Source organism: Aurantiacibacter aquimixticola (assembly GCF_003605475.1).
Classification (GTDB): domain Bacteria; phylum Pseudomonadota; class Alphaproteobacteria; order Sphingomonadales; family Sphingomonadaceae; genus Alteraurantiacibacter; species Alteraurantiacibacter aquimixticola_B.
In genome coordinates this window covers 2,421,625-2,440,855 of record NZ_RAHX01000001.1, presented here as the reverse complement: position 1 = coordinate 2,440,855, position 19,231 = coordinate 2,421,625, and the positions used below count along the sequence as shown (strand labels likewise).

The window sequence follows — 19,231 nt, the reverse complement described above, 5'->3', positions numbered from 1 at the left end:
CCTGCCGCCTCCTGACCTGTCCGCTAAATTTGTCCGGACAAATTCCATCCAGCACAGATGGCACAGACTGGCAAGCTAAGCGTCAATCCAGTGTGAATGCCGCAGGAAGCAACTGGCGGATGGTGGTCGTCAGGCGATCCTCCCCCGCCGCATCGCAGCACAGGATTTCGGTATCGCAGCCCGCCTGCTGCGCCGCTTCGGCAATCGCTTGTCGGCATCCACCGCATGGCGTGATCGGCCCGCCACCGCCGGTATCGTCTCCGCGCGGCCCACCGACCACGGCGATGCGTGCGACCTTCCCGAGACCGAACGCCTGCGCCGCCGCTGCCAGTGCCGACTGTTCCGCACAGACACCCAGCCGGTAGCACGCGTTTTCCATATTGGCGCCGACTGCGATGTCGCCGTTCACGCTTTCGACCGCCGCCCCGACGAGGAAGTTCGAATAGGGCGCGTAGGCCTTCTGGCGAGCCTGCAGCGCGGCTTCGACGAGCCTGTCCGCACCGCTCACGCGGTCGCTCTCAGCGGCGTGGCGTCGAGGCGCTTAGCCAGCGCCACCGCGCCCGCAATCAGGAACGGCACCAACACGAAGCTGAGCACGATCTTTGCGATGGCCTGGCCGATCAGCAGGTCGCCGATGGGAAATTCGCCGTAGAAAGCGAGCGTGATGAAGATCAGCGTGTCGATCGCCTGGCTGATTGCCGATGCGATGGCTCCGCGCGCCATCAACCAGAAGCCGCCGCCGCCGCCCTTCCCGCGAAGCTTGTCGAAAATCCAGACGTTGAGCAGCAGCGACACGCCGTAGGCCACCGGCCCGGCCGCCATGATGCGCGGCGTCTGCGCGTGCACGGTGTTGAACGCCAGCAGGTTTTCCGCCGGCATGTCCGGCGAAGGCGGCAGCGCCAGTACGAATCCGATCAGCGCGATGGAAAAGGCGAGCGGCAGGAAGCCCCACAGCACCAGCCTGTCCGCCGCGGCCTTGCCGTGGATTTGCGAAATCGCGCTCGACATCACGACCAGCAGCAGAAAGGCGAGAATGCCGGCCTCCACTTTCAGCGGTCCGATAGCGAACTGCTTGAAGGCGAGCACGCCGGCGATCACCGTCATCCCGCCGTAAAGCAGCGTGTAGACGAAGAGCGAGCGCGAGATCGGCGTTCCTGAAGCGGGCGAAGCGGTGTCTGTCATGCGCCGTGGCTATGTCGCTGGAGCCGCGCTTGGCAAGAGCGTGCTGGGGGAAACGCACCGGAATCGTTTGTGTGTGTGCGCCCTTTGCGCGAAAGAACCTTCCCGTCACGGACGGGGAATCGCATTGCCACCACAATTGATCTCGCTCGCGGGCATTGCCGCGATCCTTCTCATCGCTTTCCTGCTTTCGACTGGGAAGAGCCGGATCAGGCTGCGCGTCGTCGGCGCGGCCTTCGCGCTGCAGGCGCTGATGGCCGTAATCGTGCTGCGCACGCCATGGGGTGTGCAGGCAATCCAGTTCCTGTCCGACGGCGTGATCGCGCTGCTCGATTATTCCAAGGTCGGCATCGCCGCAGTGTTCGGGCCGATGGATGCCAATCCCTTCACCAACACATTCGTCATCGCAGCGCTGCCGGTCATCATCTTCTTCGCCGCCATCGTATCGATCCTCTATCACTGGGGCATCATGCAGCGACTGGTGCGCTGGGTCGGCGGCGCGATCGGCTGGATAACCGGGATCAGCAAGGTGGAAGCGCTGGGAAGCGCGGCCAACATCTTCGTCGGCCAGTCGGAAAGCCCGCTGGTGGTGCGGCCATATCTCGCCGCCCTGTCGCCCAGCCGTCTGTTCACGCTGATGGCGGTGGGCATGGCGGGCGTCGCGGGCACGATCCTGGCAGCCTATGCCAGCTTCATCGGATCCGAGGCGGTGCCGTTCCTGCTGGCGGCGGCTTTCATGTCGGCGCCGGGCGGCATCCTCATGGCGAAGATCATCATGCCCGATGACGAAAGCGACCTTGCCCGCGATGCGGCCGAGCTTGCCGAGATCGAGCTGCCAAAGGCGCGCATAAGCGCCGAAGGCCCAGCGGCGATCACCGAAAGCGGCACGCCGCACGAAGTCGAAGTCGCGCACACATTCGAGGAAGGACACAAGCCCGCCAACGTCATCGAGGCGGCGGCGCAAGGCACGCAGACCGGCGTGAAGCTGGCAGTCGCGGTCGGCGCTATGGTGCTGGTGTTCGTGGCGCTGGTGGCGCTCGCGAACGGTATTCTCGGCGGCATCGGCGGTTGGTTCGGCTATCCCGAGATCACTTTCCAGGCGTTGCTCGGCTATGTCTTCGCGCCGGTCATGTATCTTATCGGCGTGACGGACTGGGGCCAGGCCCAGATCGCCGGCGGGTTGTTCGGCACGAAGATCGTGCTCAACGAATTCGTCGCCTTCATCGAGCTTGGCGCGCTGGCAGAGGGGACGCTTCCGGCGCGCACCACCGCCATCGTCACCTTCGCGCTGTGCGGCTTTGCCAATTTCAGCTCGATCGCGATCCAGATGGCGGTGACGGGCGGCCTTGCCCCTAACCAGCGCCCGGTCATTGCCAAGCTCGGCCTCAGGGCGCTGGCGGCGGGCTCTCTCGCCAATCTGATGAGCGCGGCACTGGCGGGACTCGTCCTGCCCGTATAAGAGCGCGGCAATGTCCGATATTGCATCCATCTCGCTTGCCCGACCGTTGCCCGAAATCTCCGACGAGCTGGGCCGCAGCTTTGGCGAATACGGCTTTGCCATCGTGCGCGATCACGGCATTCCGCAGGACCTGATCGACCGGGCCGAGAGCCACGCGAAAGCCTTTTTCGCACTGCCCGAAGCGACCAAGCGCGCTTATCACATCGCGGGCGGCGGCGGCGCGCGCGGCTACACGCCGTTCGGCACGGAAATCGCCAAGGACGCGGAGGTCCACGACCTGAAGGAATTCTGGCATGTCGGGCGCAGCCTGCCCGATGGCCACCGCTTCGCAGACACGATGGCACCCAATGTCTGGCCGGACGAGGTCGACGGCTTCAAGGACACGTTCGAGCAGCTCTACGCAGAGTTCGAGAACGCAGGCGACCGCATCCTGCGCGCGATCGCGCTGCATCTGAACCTGCCGGAAGACTATTTCGCCGACACCGTGCTGGACGGCAATTCGGTGATGCGATTGCTCCATTATCCGCCGCTGTCCAGCGAGGTGCCGGATGGCGCGATCCGGGCCGCAGCCCATGGCGACATCAACACTATCACCCTGCTGCTGGGCGCGGAGGAAGCTGGCCTGGAACTGCTCAACAAGCAGGGCGAGTGGGTGCCCGTCTCGCCGCCCGAAGGCGCGCTGGCGGTGAATGTCGGCGACATGCTCGATCGGCTCACCAATGGCCGCCTGCGCTCGACCACGCACCGTGTCGTCAATCCGGGCGGAGACGCTGCGCGCCGCGCTCGCTATTCCATGCCCTTCTTCCTGCATTTCCGGCCCGACTTCCTGATCGAGCCGCTGGAGCAGTGCGTGGCCAACGGCGAGACGCCGGTAGAGCCGATCACCGCGCACGATTTCCTGCTGCAGAGACTGCGCGAAATCGGCCTCGCCTGAGGATCGGCCGATTCGCAGATAGCGACGAGTCCGCGGCTGACCGGCCGACCTCGGCACGCAAGATTGTTGCGTTGCAGCAACAGGCCGGATGAAACCGACCCCTGCCCACAGGATATGACCGCGATATGGCCGCGATATGTTGCCGTGTCATTTGTTTGAAAGAAAACTGTCCCCTACGGGCGCTACGTCCACGGACAGTCGTCCCCCGACGGGATCACTCACCTTCAGGCAAGGAAATTCGGGATCATGAAAATCAAGTATCTTCTCGCGGCCAGCGTCGCGAGCATTGCGAGCGCAGCCGTGCTGCCCGCCGTCGCCCACGCCCAGCAGATCACCTCGGGCGTGCAGGGCACCGTCAGCGACGAGAGCGGCCAGGAAATCTCCGGCGCAACCGTCACCATCACCGACACCCGCACCGACCAGACCCGCACCGAAGTGTCCGGCCAGGACGGCACCTTCCGCGTCGGCTCGCTGGTTCCGGGCGGGCCCTACACCGTCACGGTGACCGCGCCCGGCTTCGAAGGCCAGACGGTCCAAGACCAGTACATCACGATCTCGGGCAACACCTCCTACAGTTTCGAGCTGTCCTCCGCCGCGACCGCCGATGCCGGTGACGTGATCATCGTCAGCGGCACCCGCGCCGGTGCGCAGCAGCTGGCGGTAGGCCCAGGTGCGGCCTTCGGTGAGCAGACCCTCGAAAGCTTTCCCTCCATCACCCGCGACGTGCGCGACATCATCCGCATCGACCCGCGCGTCAGCCTCGAGCGGGACAATGAAGTCGATCGTATTTCCTGCCTTGGCGGCAACGATCGTTCGAACACCTTCACCGTCGACGGCATCGTCCAGGCGGACGTGTTCGGCCTGAATGGCACCCCATTCGCCGCGCGCAACGCGCTCCCGATCCCCTTCGATGTCATTCGTGAGACTTCTGTCGAATTTGCACCTTTCGACGTCGAATATTCGGACTTCACCGGCTGTCTCGTGAACGTCGTCACCAAGTCGGGTGAGAACCAGTTCCACGGCTCCGCTTTCTTCGCGTACCGTAGCGACGATCTGCGCGGCGACTCGCTCGACGGGGTGGACGACGTGGTATCGCCATTCGAAGAGAAGCGCTGGGGCGCCACGCTCGGCGGACCGATCATTCCCGACCGCGTATTCTTCTACGCCGGTTACGAGGAAACCGATCTTGGCAACGCCAACGAATTCGGCCCGTTCGGCGGCGGCTTCGCCAATGAAGCGAACTTCGTCACGCAGGAGCAGTTCGACCGCTTCGCGCAGATTGCGAACGACGTATACGGCCAGGATGTTGGCGGATACCCCGTCACCTTGCCGGAAAGCTCGGTGCGCTATTTCGGCCGCGTCGACGCTTACATCACCGACGACCACCGCCTGGAAGGCACCTATCAGCGCCTCGAGGAAACCAATGTCGAATCCGATACGGGCGGCCAGGAACTGACCGGCCTCAACTCGTTCGAGGACGAAGGCACGGTTTCGGACTATTATTCCGTCCGGCTCTATTCCCAGTGGAACGACGTCATCAGCACAGAGCTGCGCCTCAGCCGCGCAGACGTACAGGACGTCCAGGGCCCGGTGGGCTTCGGTGAAGCGCAATCCGAAAACCCGACGGTGCGTCTGTCGGTCCTCGTCCCGAACGAAGACAGCGGTGACATTCCGGAAGAGCTGAACCCGCAAAACGGCCTCCTGAGCACCGGTCCGGGCATCTTCCGCTCAGCCAACGCGCTGGAGACCCGCGTCGATCAGCTGAAGTTCCAGGTCAATCTCGACGCCGGTGAACACCAGTTCAAGATCGGCACGGAGGTCAACGATCTGGAAGTGTTCAACCTGTTCGCCATCAACGCGACGGGCACGCTGTTCTTCCGCAGCCTCGACGATTTCGAAGCAGGCCGGGTCGCGCCGGGCGCATTCTCCAGCGTGTTTGGCGGAGGTGCCGATGCCGTGAATCGCGGCGTGCTGGGCGGCGGCGACATTTCCGCCACGCCGACGGGTGACATCAACGAAGCGGCCGCCACTTTCGGGCGTCAGATTTATTCGTTCTACGTGCAGGACGAATGGCTTGCGACCGACCAGTTGACGGTGACGGCGGGCATCCGCGCCCAGCTCTACGATGGCGACGCACCGCGTGCCAATCCGGAGTTCGAGCGTCGCTACGGCTTCAGCAATGCTGTGCCCTTCAACGATCTCGACCCGGTCATCCTTCCGCGTCTGTCGGCCACATACGAACTGGACAATGACGGGTTCTTCTCGAATTCGCGCATCACCGGCGGTGTTGGCGTGTTCTCGGGCGGCGATCCGGTCGTCTACTTCTCGAATGCGTTCTCCAACAACGGTTTCTCGACCGGCCAGGAAGACACATTCGGGCCTTGCGACGACATCACCAACGATGATGGTTCGATCACCGTGATCCAGAACGGCCAGTTCACCGGTTTCCCGGAATGCGCGCGTCTCGCCGCTTCCGCCGAAGCCGCGGCCGGCCTCTCCGACACCCAGTCGACCGACCCCGATTTCGACGTGCCCACCGTGGTGCGCGCGAACTTGGGTCTCGCCAGCGATTTCGGCGTCGGCACAGGATTCTTCAGCGATTGGCGCGTGAATCTCGATTACATCTACTCGCGGTTCAACGACACGCTGAACTTCGTTGATCTGTCGCAGACCCCAGATATTCGGGTAAACGATGGCTTCACCGTGGACGGTCGTCCGATCTATGCTGCCATCGATCCTACGGTCGATGATTGCGACGCGACGCTGCTCGGCAGCGGTGGCACGCCGCCGGTGTGGAACAATGTCACCGAGGAATGCTTCGATACCGGTCGTGACGATGAGATCCAGCTGACCAACGGCCCGAGCTACGAAAGCCACGCCGCTTCGATCATCCTGTCGAAGAACTTCCCGCGCGGCATTATCACGCCGGGTGGCGGTATCGGACTCCGGTTCGGCTACGCCTTCACGGATTCGGACAACAACCGCAATGTCGGCTCGTCCACGGCGACTTCGTCCTACGACGTGACCGCTGCGTTCGATCGTCAGAACCCGGCAATCTCGACTTCCAATTACGAGACCCGCCACAACATCACCGCCGCGGTGAACTTCCGTGAGGAATTCTTCGACGGTTTCGATACGTCGTTCGGAATTTTCTTCCGGGCGCGCGAAGGTCGGCCGTTCAGCCTGACCTTCGACGGTGACAGCGTCTTTAATGATCGTTCGTCGGGCAGCGACAATGCGCTGCTCTACATCCCGTCGGGTCTTGGAGATCCGAACCTTTCGCCGGATTCCGACATCCGCGATCCGGGCACGAACGGTGTCGACGATCCGGGCGGTGCGGTGAACCAGCTGCTCGACTACCTGAATGGCGGTTCCTTCGTCACCTCCGACGGTACGGTTCTGTATGACGGGTCGGATATCGCGGAGCTCTGCGATATCGAATTCGGTCGCAGCATCGTGCGCAACAGCTGCCGCAACAAATGGTCCTACGATCTCGACCTGCGCTTCTCCCAGGAACTGCCGTTCCTCGGCAGCCTGACCGGGCTGGTGCAGGATCGCATCGAGCTGTTCGCGGACTTCGACAACTTCCTGAACTTCATCGATGACGGCGCGAACCTCGTTCGCCTGCGCGGTGACTTCGTGGATCTCGTCGATATCGATGTGGACGATGAAGGCCGTTATGACATCACCGGGTTCAACCCGGACGACAACGAGTTCATCGCGACCTCGTCCTCGATCTGGCGCATCCAGGTCGGCGTTCGTTACGAATTCTGATCCGCACCGGTTCAGACCGACAATAGAGGCGGCGGCGTTCGAAAGGGCGCCGCCGCCTTTCTTTTGTCATGACGATGCGTAATCAAGGGGAATGACCAAGCGATTCCTTGCCGCGCTCCTGGCCGGCCTCCCTCTCTCCGCATGCGCCACCCTGCCTGCCGAAAGCGGTGGCGGCCCGGTCGAAGTCCAGATCCTCGCCCTCAATGATTTTCACGGCCACCTCGAACAATCTCCGGGCGACGTGTCCTACGTGGTGGATGGCCAGCAACGCAGCGCGCGCCTCGGCGGCGCCGCACAGCTTGGGGCGACCCTCGATGCATTGCGCGAAGGCAATCCGCACACCATTACCGTTGCGGCAGGCGACCTGATCGGGGCCAGCCCGCTCATCTCGGCGCTTTTCCTCGATGAACCGACCATAAGGGCGCTCTCCGTCGTCGGCCTGGATCTGGCATCGGTCGGCAATCACGAATTCGACCGCGGCATTGCAGAGTTGCAGCGAATGCAGAATGGCGGATGCGAAGCGAACACACAGCGCGAGCCTTGCGCGATCGAGCCTTTCGCAGGCGCCGACTTCGCTTATCTCGCGGGCAACACCGTCGATGCGGCAGGCAACACGCTCTTTTCCGGCACGGCGATGCGCGAGTACGGCGACGCGCGGGTCGGCTTTATCGGTCTGACGCTGGAAGGCACCGCCAATCTCGTCGCCGACCAGGCAACAGCGGGCTACACCTTCCTCGACGAGGCTGAGACCGCAAACCGCTTCGCCCGCGAGTTGGTTGCAGACGGCGCCGACGCGGTGGTGCTGCTGATCCATGAAGGCGGCTATGTCGACGACCGCTTCGTGCTCGACGCCTGCCCGGACCTCTCCGGACCGATCGTGCCCATCGTCGAGGCGCTCGACCCGGCGATTTCGCTGGTCGTCTCGGGCCATTCGCACAACAGCTACATCTGCAATCTGACACGGCCCGGCGGCGAGCCGGTGCTGCTGACCTCCGCAGGTCGCTATGGCGGCTTCGTCACCCAGATCGTGATGACCGTCGATCCCACCGCCGACCGCGCACTGTCCGTTACCGGCCGTTCCGTGGCCGTCACCGAGCCCGCTGTCCTGCATGCCGAAGCCGCCGCGATCGTCGCGCGCTATGCCGAGGCGGTGCGCCCCGTTGCGGAGCGTGCGGTCGGGCCTATCGCCGCGAGCGGAGCGGCAGGCCGGGACTGCCTCGACAGTCCTGCCCAGGCCTTCATCGCCGACGCCTATCTCGACATGGCGCGCGAGGCGGGTGAGCCGGTCGACCTCGCCTTCGTCAATTCCGGCGGGGTGCGCACCGACCTGTCGGGCGCGGCGGACGGTGTGCTGACCTATGGCGAGCTTTCCGCGATGGCACCGTTCGGCAATGCCGTGACTGTCCTGTCGCTCACCGGCGGCGAGATCGCCGAGTTGCTGGAGGGCCAGTGGTGTGACGAGGGCGGGCTGGCGAGCGCTTGCGAATCCTTGCTCGTCCCGTCCGATGCGCTGCGTTACACGGTAGACCGCGCCGCGCCTGCCGGAGAGCGCGTGGCCGGGATCACGCTGGCGGGCCAGCCGCTCGACCTGCAACGGACTTACCGCGTCGCCACCAACAGCTTTCTGGCTGGTGGCGGCGATGGCTTCTCGATCTTTACCGAGGCCCGCGATCCCAAGATCGTCGGCTTCGATATCGACGGGATCGAGGCCTATGTCGCCCGTGGCACCGTCAGCGTGCCGGTCTGCGGCCGGGTGGCCACGCTCTAGCGCAGCGGCGGTTCGTCGAAGCTTCTGAGCTTGCGGCTGTGGAAGTCGTCGCCCTCTCTCGCGAGATGGCGAAGCGCCTCGATACCGATGCGCAGATGCTGGCTGACCGAGCGTTCGTAGAAGCTGTTGGCCTGCCCCGGCAGCTTGATCTCGCCATGCAGCGGCTTGTCCGACACGCATAGCAGCGTCCCGTATGGCACGCGGAAGCGATAGCCCTGCGCGGCGACGGTGGCCGACTCCATGTCGATCGCCACCGCCCGGCTCTGGTTGAAGCGCAATGCGGAGCGTGTGTAATGCAGCTCCCAATTGCGGTCATCCGTCGTCACCACCGTTCCGGTGCGCAGGCGGCGCTTCAGCTGCTCCTCGCTATCCCCGGTCACGTCGAGCGCGGCCTTGAACATGGCCGTCTGCACTTCAGCGATAGGCGGGATCGGAATCTCCGGCGGGATCTCGGTGTCGAGGACATTGTCGTCGCGCAGATAGGCGTGAGCGAGCACGTAGTCGCCGATGGTCTGGCTCGGCCGCAGCCCGCCACAGTGGCCGATCATCAGCCACACTTCGGGCCTTAGTACGGCGATGTGATCGCAGATGGTCTTGGCGTTGGACGGGCCGACGCCGATGTTGACGAGCGTGATCCCGGCATTGTCCTTCCCCACCAGATGATAGGCGGGCATCTGGTGCTTGCGCCACGTCCCCTCAGCGACGCGCTCTCTCGCGCCATCCGTGTCGCCCTTCTCGATCACCGCGCCCGGGCCGGAGAAGCGCTCGTACGGGCTATCCGGATCGGCAAGCTCGGCCAGCGCGAAGTCGATGAACTCCTCGACATAGCGGATGTAGTTGGTGAACAGCACATAGCGCTGGAAGTGGCGCGGCGGTGTGCCGCTGTAATGGCGCAGGCGCGCCAGGCTGAAGTCGGTGCGCAGCGCATCGAAAAGCGATAGCGGGCGCTTGTCGGTTTCGGGCGTTTCGGGAAGCCACGTGCCGTCGGCCACCTCGTCTCCGATCTTCACCAGATCGCTGGCCGGGAAGTGCCGCGTCAGCTCCGCGCTGCTCGTTCCGGCGAGGCCCGGTGCAGAGCCGTCGAGCACGTATTGGTACGGGATCTCATCGGCGGACCGGCTCGTCTCCAGCTGCACCGGATAGTCGCGCACCAGGTGGCAGAGCTGGTCCTTCAGATAGCCGCGGAACAGGCCGGGCTCCGCGATGGAGCTGGTATAGGTGCCTGGCTGGTTGAGCCGGGCGTAGGAGCGCGCCGGGTGATCCACGGGCGCATCGCTCGCATAGCGCAGGGTCAGCTGCGGGTAGGCGAAGGCGCCGCTCTTGCGCGCTTCGGGATCGGGCGGAGTGCCGTTTTCGGCATAGTCCTTCAGCGCGGAGAGCAGGTTGGCGCGCGAGGCGTCGCTGATCGCCTCGAGCTCGTCCAGAACACCGTCGATGTCGTCGATCGTGGTGATCACGCGCCCTCCTCACCGGCGAAGACCCAGTCGAGATAGGCGGCGAGGCGGATGCCCGATTGCGCCAGGCGCTGCTCGACCGTCGGCATCCATTGCCAGTGATAGTCGTATTTCAGCACGCGCGGCGCTTCTTGGCTGCCATTCCCGAACTCGGCATCGGCTGCGGGGTAGATGCGGTCGCGCAGCTCGACGCTCTCGCCGATCCAGGTGTCGGGGTTCCAGTCCCACCATTCCAGTGTGCGTTCGGGCGTGATGCGGCGATCCAGCCGCGCCGTGTACTCGGTGTAGCTGAGCTGCTGTCGCAGGATCATGCCCTCGTCCCACACCCAGTGCAGGTTGGTCGGCTCGTCGAACCACAGCACCTGGTAGTCGTTGCCGCCGCGATCGGTGCCGTTCCCGGCGTGGAGCGGCATGTGCAGGTCGGACACGATGTGGACGATGAAGCGCAGCGCCAGCGCCTTCTCCTCCTGCGTGGCCGTATCGCTGCGCAGCGTGGCGGTGAAGCCCTCCAGCGCGCTCAGCGCGTCGCCTTCGGGCGGGTGGACCAGCTGGTGCACTTCGCGGCCCACCGGCAGTGTAACGTAGTGGAACGGCCCAGCCGTATCCTGCCAGAACGGCGCCGGGTTGGAACGCTGTTCGTCCGGCCAGGTGCTGCCTTCGGGCAGGCCTTCAGTGCCGAGGATGCCGGCGATCTCGGCCCGCGTCTTCCCGCTGACGTTGTCCTGCGCGATCTCGGCGGTGACGCGGTGCCCGGTCGGCCCCCAGGCCTGGGCGGGCGCGGCGAGCGCCATGGCGGCGGCGGCGAGTGGGAGAGCGGCGTATCTGATCATGTCGTGCCCCTGATGGCGTTTGCTGGGAGCGCCAGCGATAGCGGCGCTGCATTGCGTCGCCATGACGGCTCCCAGCGCCAAGGGCAAGGCGTGAGGGTGTGACAAGTGGCACAGTGTCCAGAGCGAAAATGCGCCATCTGTAACCTTGCGACCCCAAATGTGTGACCTTCGCCGTGAAAAGCGTAACCTTGCGCATCCGATCCGTGACCCTGCGTTCACGAACCGTGACTTTTCCTGGCGCTCTTGTGTGACCTTTTGGCAGGCGTGATTGTCACCTTTGCAGGCACGATCTGTCACCCGGCTGGCTAGCGGCAAAGATGGCATGGGCAGAGACATGCGCGCCATGAAGCACGCGGCTCTCGCTGTAGGAAAGCGGCCTCAGCCGCGCGGCGGCACCGCGCCGTGATGCTGGAGCACTTCGCGCGATTGCGCCTGTCCGGCCTCGGCGCAATCGGCAATGTCGCGGCCATCGAGATAGGCCGAGAGGAAACCCGCATTGAAAGCATCGCCCGCGCCGCTCGTATCGACGACGGCAATTTGCTTTGCGGCCTGCCGCATCGGTTCGCTGCCCGCCTCGGCTATCAGGCAACCGGTCTCCCCGGCTTTCACGACGACCAGAGAGCATCCTTCGCCCTGCCAGTTGGCGGCGATCTGCTCTTCGCTGCGCGCGTCGCCATAAATCTGCTGCTCGTCCACATTGGTCGGCAGGCCGAGCGTTGCGGCCTGCGTCGCCGCGCGAGAAGCCGCTTGCGCCGCCGCCGGATCGGGCCAGAGCAAAGGACGGTAATTGGAATCGTAGGCGACCGTCTTTCCAGCCGCCTTCACGTCCCGCGCCAGACCCACCAGCGCATCGCGCCCCGCCTCGTCCACCACGGCGAGCGAGATCAGGCTGAAATACAGCATCTCCGCCTCGCGCGCGGCGGCCACCGCGTCCGCCATGCCGGGAAGCGCGAACATCTCGCGCGCGGCGCTGCGATCGCGCCAGTAGAGGAAGCTGCGCTCTCCGTTCTCGTCCAGATGGATGGCGTAGATGCCGGGCGAGCGGGTCGGATGGCGAAGGACGAAACGCGTATCGATGCCCTCCGCCGCCCAGGCCGCAACCAGCGCATCGCTGATCGGATCGGTGCCGAGCGCCGTGACATAGGCCACGTCGTGCCCGGCACGCGCCATGTGGATCGCCGTGTTCAGCGTATCCCCGCCATAGCGCAGCCCGCTGCTGCCATGGCTGTGATATTCCAGCATGGCTTCACCGAAGATGAAGCTGGTCATTGCGGTTCCCTTCCGCGCGAATTGCGCGGATTACGAAAAGGCTAGACCGCCATTGATGTCAACATTGGCGCCGGTGATGAAGGATGCGCTGGGCGATGCCAGATAGACGATCGCGTCCGCCACTTCCTCGGCCTTGCCCTGACGTTTTAGCGGGGTGGCGTTGGCCACATTCTCGCGCGCCGCATCGGGCGTGAAGGTATCGTGAAAGGTGGTGGCGATCATGCCGGGGCACAGCGCATTCACGCGAATACCCTTGGGGCCGAGTTCCTTGGCGAGGCCGCGCGTCATCGTCATCATCGCGCCCTTGCTGGTGGCATAGGCGATAGCGCCGCCGCCGCCGCCATCACGCCCGGCAAGCGAGGCGAGGTTCACGATGGCGGAGCCTTCGCCCATATGCGGCACGGCAGCCTTGCAGGCGAGGAAGGCGGAGGTGAGGTTGAGCTGCATGACGTGGTTGAAGAATTCCTCGTCCATCTCGTCCAGCGTCTTGCGCGCGACAAGCCCGCCCGCATTGTTGACGAGGATGTCGATCTTGCCGCCGAAAGCCTCGCGCGCCGCGGCGACCAGCGCATCGACGTCCGCAGCCTTGGTCACGTCGGCCTTCACCGCGATGCCCTTGCCGCCGGCCTGCTCGACCGCCTTTACAGTGTCGTCGGCATCGGCCTGGTTGCTATTGTAATTGACGACGACGTTCGCGCCCTGATTGGCCAGCGCGATGGACGTCGCCCGCCCGATATCGCGGCTGCCGCCGGTTACGATTGCGACTTTACCGTCGAGTTTACCCATTATGATGGTCCTTATTTCGAGTGATTGCGCCTGATCAGGCGGTTTTGGGTTTGAGAGGCTTGATCGTCCCGCACAGCAGCCACACAGCGGCAATTGCGGTCAGGGCGAGGCCCGCGCCAAGCACGAAAACCGAATAGTAATTCGCGCCGGCAGTCATGATCGGGACGAGATAGGTCAACGCGGCCGCGCCCAACTTGGCGGCCATGCCCGCGATGCCCGAGAGTGTGCCGACAGTGGACTTGCCGTACAAATCGCTCGGCAGCGTCTGGACATTGCCGATTGCGGTCTGGAAGCCGAAGAGGATCGTGAACATGAGCCACAGCGCCGTCCATGGTGCGGAGGCCGCGGACAACGCCAGAAGGGCGGGCAGCATGATCAGGCAGCCGAGCGTAATCGTCAGCTTCCGTGTCGCGTTGACGCTCCAGCCCGCGCCAAGACGGTTCTGGGCCAGGATGCCGCCGAACCAGGCTCCGAGCATTGCGCCCACGAAAGGCAGCCAGCCGGACGCTGCCACTTCCTTGACGTTGAAGCCGTGGACTTCGACCAGATAGGTCGGGATCCACACAATGAAGAGCCACCAGATGGGGTCGATCGCAGCCGATGCGATGATGACTCCCCAGCTTTCCCGGCGCTTCAGCAGAGCACCCGTCGTCGGGTTGTAGCCGTCATCGCTATCGTCGACCGCATCCTCGGACCGCTGGCCGGTGAGGATATATTCGCGCTCCTCGGCGGATAGCCAGTCATGCGACTCTGGCGGTGCCTTCACGATGAACCACCATGGCACGAGCCACAGTAGGCCGATGAGTCCGACGAGGATGAAGATCAGTTTCCAGTCGAGGAAGACGGCCATGTAGCCGATCAGCGGGATCGAGATGATGCCGCCGATCGCCGCCCCGGAATTGAAGATGCCTTGTGCCAGCGCGCGCTCACGCGTCGGGAACCATTCCGCATTGGCCTTCGTCGCGCCCGGCCAGTTGCCCGCCTCCGCGACACCGAGAATGGCGCGGAAGATGCTGAAGCTGACGACGCCGCGAGCCAGCGCATGCGCTGCAGTTGCCAAGGACCATACGCCGATGGACAGCACGAAGCCCATGCGCGTGCCGATCCAATCGAAGATCTTGCCGAAGAGCGCCTGGCCCGCCGCATAGGCAAAGATGAAGACCGTGCTGATGACGCCGAGGATGTATTTGTGTCCGTCCGCGTCCATGTCCGGGAAGAGTTCGGGCGCGATATTTTCGGGCCAGAGAACGTTGATCGTCTGCCGGTCAATATAATTGATGATCGTCGCCAGAGCGACCAGCCCGACGACCCACCAGCGAAGGCCTTTAACCGCCATTTCTATTCCCCTCCTGTCAGCACAACGCGCGCGGCGTAGCCCTGCCATGTTATTTCGCGCCCTTCGAATGTGGCGCTATGTGTTGCGTTCGGATCGGCGTCCCAGGAAATCGCCACCGCGACTTCCTCTCCCGCCAGCGTTTCTATCGTGACGAGGTCGTATGCGCCCTGCCGGTGATGGCGCAGCGCCGCGATCTGGCTATCGCTTTCGACCGTCTGCTCCGCCGCGCCGTCATAGAGGCCGTGCGATTCGAGCAGGCTGACGAAGGTCGCCGCCTGCACGCCGTCCACGCGCTGGATCGCAAGCGGTTCGCGGCGCAGGTTGAAATTCGGGTCGTTCGCGCCGCTTTCGCCAAGGATCACTTCCATCCCTTGCGTGGGCACGAAGCGATAGGTGTAGAATCGCCCGTCGAGGATCCAGGTCATGAAGCTGCCTGCCGCATCGGGCGTCGCGCGGCCATCGACCCAGATGTGCTCGTAGCCATGCCCGCTCCCGAGCACCGGCCGCTCGGCGACATTGCGCGCCGGATCGAAGCCGAGCCGCATGATGTGCCCGGAATAGTGGAGCGGAAGGTCGAAGGTCGCATTGCGCTGCCCCTCGGCGCGCAGCACGTCGAGCGTGACGGGCTGGGACAGTCCTTCCACCTCGACCAGCGCCAGCACCCGCGTCATCGCCACGCCATCTTGCGGGTAGGCATCGTCGATGCTCGCGGCGCTGTACTGGAACGCCTCGCCCGCTTCGAACGCCAGCTGCGTGGGCGCGGAAAGGTCGGCGAGGTCGCGGTCGCCGTAGAAATGGCTGCGCTCGTTCACCACCAGCGCATTGTGGGCGACGGTCTGCTTCGCCCACGTCTCGTTCTCGGGCAGGTAGCGTCCGCCCTCCTTCGCCTCGATATTGAGGAAGCGCGCCGCGCCGTAATCGCGCACGATTTCCTCGCCGCGATTGTAAAGCTGCCAGCTCAATTTGTCGAAATGGCCGTGGCCCATGCCTTGCGAGGCATTCTTGATGACCACCGCCAGATGCTCCGGCCCGGTCCCGTCGCGCAGCACCGCGACCGCGCCCTGATCGCCCTCGGGCCCGTCGGTAAACAGCAGGGAGCGGAACGGAAACGGCTCGGCGCGTCCGGCATCGAGCGCGCGCGTCATTTCGAGGCCGGCCTGGGAGATGACCGTGCGGCCCTGGAAGCGGGCAATGTCGAGCAAGGCGGGATTTTCCGTCACCGCATAGCCGATGGCCACACCTTCATAGAGTTCCGCCGTGTTCAGGCTCTTGTCGCGGATCGCATCGTTGAAGGGGAAGAAATAGCCGTCATAGGTCAGCTGGATCGTTGTCAGCAGAGCCTTTTCGAGGATGCCGTCGCGATATTCGAAAATCTCCAGATCGGGCTGGTTGCGATCGATCGCGCCCGCAAACACCATGAAGGGCAGCAGGGCGAAGCGCTGGTAATAGGGCCCTTCGGTGTAATATCCGTCGGGCGAGAAGAGCAGTTCGGTCTGCCGCAGGAAGCCCGCTTCGCCATCGCCCGCCGTACCGTAAAGTGCCTTTTGTACCAGCTCTTCGTCACCGAGCAGATAGCCCGTCATGCCGACCCCAGCGGTCGCCCAGGTGGCGTGGTTGTGGATACGGTTGAACGTCGCTTCGGATTCGACCGAAAGGAAATCGGCCGCCCGGCGAAAGACATCGTCGTCGATACGCTGGCGCTCAGCCGCCGTCAGATCGTCGCGGATCGTCTCGTAGGCCTGCACCGCATGCACCATCCACATGGCGTCGTTCAGCACCTGCCAGAACAATCGCCCGACATTCTGGTTCGCGCGCGCCGGATGATCGCCAAGCGTCGGATAAAGCTCCGCATATTCGAGCAGCATGTCCCGAACGAACGCGAAATATCGCTGCTCGCCTGTGAGTTCGTAGAGCTGGCCCGCCAGCAGCATGGCGCGGTAGTTCCGCTTATGCTGCTCATGCGTGTAGCCGCCGCCCGGGTCGCGCGGCACGGGCACGGTGATGCCTTCCGCCATCATGGCGTCGACGAAGGTTTCGGCGCGCGCCATTTCCTCGGCAAACAGCGTCGGATAAGTTTCTTGCGCGGCTACAGCAGCCGCGTCCTCGGGTCGCTCCGCCGCCAGGGCGGGCGTTGCGGTCAGCGCCGCTGCCGATGCGACAAGAGTAAGCGCGAGCATCTTCATTGGCCGACCTCCGCAGCGTAAGTGTTGTCCACCATCTCGACACGCGGTTCGCCGGGATAGTTCATCTCGGTAAGGAGCGGCTCCGGCGTCGCGACGAAATCGTTATTGCTGAGCGCGGTCACCGGCACGCCCACCGTGTGGGTGATGGCAATCGGGGCCGAGCTTTCGAAGCGGTTGCGCGCAATCTCCGTGCGCTGGACGCCGTGCAACGTCAGCGATGCGCCCGACCCCTCGCCCACATCGACGAAGCTGGAGCCGGTGATGCCGACATGCGGGCCGAAGGTGCTTTCGTCCCGCCCGCCGCGATAGACGTCCGCCACACCGCCGCGCACATTGCGGAATTGCGATCCTTCGATGTCGAGATATTCGACATTGTAACGGCCCTGATCGTCCGCTTCGGACGCAGCGGAGACGACCGTCCCGCTGATATCCGTGAAGGTGCTGTCGATGATGCGAACGCTGTCCGCCAGCGTCGATGCGCCGAAATAGATCACGTCGAAATCGCTATTGACGTCGAGATTGCGGACGGTGACGCCATCCATCTCGATCGCCAGATTGCCGCTGACCGGCATGGTGGAAGTGCGGATGACCGCGTTGGCAGAGGAATCGGGCGCAGCGGCACCATCGATGGTCAGGTCGGAAAGCCGCAATCCGCCCCCCGTCTGCAATTCGAAGAGCGTCGGGCGGGCGAAAGTGATCACCGTCTCGCCATCGGGCGATCCGCTGACGGCCACCCGCGCAGCGACCGGGATTGTGCGGTCGATCTCGTAGGTGCCCGGCGACAGGACGATCTGATCGCCGTCCTGCGCCCCGGCCATCGCCGCGAGCAATGCCGATGCGCCTTCGCCGACCACGATGCGCTGCCCGCTTCCGAACTCGGCCGGCTCGCCCGGCTTGGGGTACCAGTCGATACCGACATCGGAGAGCTGGAGCACCCGCATGTCCCGCGGGACGCCGATATCGGCAAGGGCGGTATCGGTGGGGTAGAGAAGCCCGTTGGCGGCGCGCACCATCTCGCTATCCGCGCGCGGCAAGTCGGCCACCGCGTCGTCGAGCACGCCCGAAAGCACCGCATTGTTTGCAAAATCGATGCCTGAAACATCGGCGTCAACGCGGATGAATGGGCCTTCGCCTTGGCCGGACATCAGATTGGACGCAAAGCTGGTGTCCACCGGCGCCGCGCTGCGTTCTTCATCGGCGCCCGCGCCAAGCGTGATGCGCGTGCTGTCGATGATCGTGTTGCGCTCTATTTCCGCATCGACGACCTGAACGTAGCGGTTCGCCGGCGAGTTGGGCACGCCGTTCATCACGGTCAGCGCGCTCGCAAATCCGGTGCCGCGCAGCCCTTCCATGTAATTGCCGCGCACCGTCTGGCGCTGGTTGATGACACGAATGCCGCCCGTATGATCAACGCCCTGGCCAAGGAAGACATTGCCTTCCACCAGATTGCCATCGCCGTGGCGCAGCGTCAGCCCGCCGCGAGAACGCAGGAAAAGATTTCCGCGCAGCGTATTGCCGCCCGACTTGGAGGAGATAATCTCGACTTCGCCGCTGGTCCGATCGAAGACATTGTTCTCGACTGTCGTGTTGGAAGCGAACTGCGCATAATGGCTGGTGCCGATGCGCAGCGTCTCCCCGCCATTGCTGCCGAGATTGGGCCGCGGGCCGAAATAGTTATGATCGATGCGGTGATCGTTCTCCCGGCTTTCCTCCGTGTTCAGCCGCACGGCGAGCGTGACACCGGCATTGGTCTTTCCGGACAGGTGATTGTGATCGAAGCGATTGTTCTGGCCGTAAATGCCCACCCAGTAATCCGTCTCGGTCCGGTTGGGCTTGCTGAACCCGTCGATCACCGTTTCCGTCACGCGCGAATTGCGGGCCAGATCGTCACTGTCGCGGCGGAAGGAAATGACTTCACCGGTCGGGCTGTAGCCATCGCGGAAGACGAGGCCCGAAACGACGACATGCTCGCCGCCGATCCGCAAATTCGATTGTCCGGTCAGTATGACGCCGCCCGGCGTCTGTGCGCGCAGGGTAATCGGGGCGTCGGCGCGGCCCTCGCCGGTAATGACGATTTCGAAATCGCGCCATTCGCCGTCCGCAAGGACGATGGTGTTGCCCGCCTCGACCTCGTCGGCGGCGCGCTCATACTGGGCCTGCGTGCTGACCAAGATGTCCTGTGCCGCAACGGGGTGCGCCACGCACACCACTGCCACCGCTGAAAGCGCGAGCCTGCCGAGCATCCTGAGTCCCTTCCCT

13 protein-coding genes are annotated in these 19,231 nt (G+C 64.2%); 4 read left to right on the top strand and 9 right to left on the bottom strand.

Annotated elements, in window-relative coordinates; all coding sequences use genetic code 11:
• Nucleotides 1-82 precede the first annotated feature (82 nt).
• Together D6201_RS12235 and D6201_RS12230 are read right to left on the bottom strand one after the other, a co-directional pair.
• Entirely contained in the window at nt 83-508 is a 426-nt protein-coding gene (locus D6201_RS12235) for a cytidine deaminase (RefSeq protein WP_120049025.1), read from the bottom strand.
• Nucleotides 505-1,182 carry a queuosine precursor transporter gene (locus D6201_RS12230; RefSeq protein WP_120049024.1) on the bottom strand — a complete coding sequence of 226 codons (678 nt, stop codon included), beginning with the start codon at nt 1,180-1,182 and terminating at the stop codon, nt 505-507. The genes D6201_RS12235 and D6201_RS12230 overlap by 4 nt, the downstream gene beginning before the upstream one ends.
• A 136-nt stretch (nt 1,183-1,318) precedes the next feature.
• Here D6201_RS12230 and D6201_RS12225 point away from each other — a divergent pair, with 136 nt between their 5' ends.
• The 4 genes from D6201_RS12225 (at nt 1,319) to D6201_RS12210 (ending at nt 9,114) form a co-directional block, all read left to right on the top strand.
• Nucleotides 1,319-2,638 (top strand): NupC/NupG family nucleoside CNT transporter, encoded by a 1,320-nt coding sequence (locus D6201_RS12225; protein WP_242447542.1) that lies wholly within the window; start codon nt 1,319-1,321, stop codon nt 2,636-2,638.
• Between the two features lie 10 nt (nt 2,639-2,648).
• Nucleotides 2,649-3,572 carry an isopenicillin N synthase family dioxygenase gene (locus tag D6201_RS12220; RefSeq protein ID WP_120049022.1) on the top strand — a complete coding sequence of 308 codons (924 nt, stop codon included), beginning with the start codon at nt 2,649-2,651 and terminating at the stop codon, nt 3,570-3,572.
• 246 nt (nt 3,573-3,818) lie between these two features.
• Nucleotides 3,819-7,346: a TonB-dependent receptor gene (locus D6201_RS12215; RefSeq protein ID WP_120049021.1), complete on the top strand. Its 3,528-nt coding sequence runs from the start codon at nt 3,819-3,821 to the stop codon at nt 7,344-7,346.
• Nucleotides 7,347-7,437: 91 nt separating this feature from the next.
• Nucleotides 7,438-9,114, top strand: coding sequence for a bifunctional metallophosphatase/5'-nucleotidase (locus tag D6201_RS12210; RefSeq protein WP_120049020.1), 1,677 nt, complete (start codon nt 7,438-7,440; stop codon nt 9,112-9,114).
• Here the strand turns inward: D6201_RS12210 and D6201_RS12205 are convergent.
• The 7 genes from D6201_RS12205 to D6201_RS12175 all read right to left on the bottom strand — a co-directional run bounded on the left by D6201_RS12205 (nt 9,111) and on the right by D6201_RS12175 (nt 19,215).
• On the bottom strand, nt 9,111-10,571 hold the full coding sequence (locus D6201_RS12205; protein WP_120049019.1) for an AMP nucleosidase: 1,461 nt from the start codon (nt 10,569-10,571) through the stop codon (nt 9,111-9,113). The two genes, D6201_RS12210 and D6201_RS12205, sit on opposite strands and share 4 nt — an antisense overlap.
• On the bottom strand, nt 10,568-11,398 hold the full coding sequence (locus D6201_RS12200) for a S1/P1 nuclease (RefSeq protein ID WP_193725702.1): 831 nt from the start codon (nt 11,396-11,398) through the stop codon (nt 10,568-10,570). Before D6201_RS12200 ends, D6201_RS12205 begins: the two co-directional genes overlap by 4 nt.
• 378 nt (nt 11,399-11,776) lie before the next feature.
• A complete protein-coding gene (locus D6201_RS12195; protein WP_120049018.1) occupies nt 11,777-12,667 on the bottom strand; it encodes a sugar kinase in 891 nt (296 codons plus the stop codon).
• A 30-nt stretch (nt 12,668-12,697) separates the two neighbouring features.
• A complete protein-coding gene (locus D6201_RS12190; protein ID WP_120049017.1) occupies nt 12,698-13,453 on the bottom strand; it encodes an SDR family NAD(P)-dependent oxidoreductase in 756 nt (251 codons plus the stop codon).
• Between the two features lie 34 nt (nt 13,454-13,487).
• Nucleotides 13,488-14,789, bottom strand: coding sequence for an MFS transporter (locus tag D6201_RS12185; protein WP_120049016.1), 1,302 nt, complete (start codon nt 14,787-14,789; stop codon nt 13,488-13,490).
• A gap of 2 nt (nt 14,790-14,791) precedes the next feature.
• Entirely contained in the window at nt 14,792-16,972 is a 2,181-nt protein-coding gene (locus D6201_RS12180; protein WP_199798189.1) for a heparinase II/III domain-containing protein, read from the bottom strand.
• On the bottom strand, nt 16,969-19,215 hold the full coding sequence (locus tag D6201_RS12175) for a polysaccharide lyase 6 family protein (RefSeq protein WP_120049015.1): 2,247 nt from the start codon (nt 19,213-19,215) through the stop codon (nt 16,969-16,971). The genes D6201_RS12180 and D6201_RS12175 overlap by 4 nt, the downstream gene beginning before the upstream one ends.
• Nucleotides 19,216-19,231 lie beyond the last annotated feature (16 nt).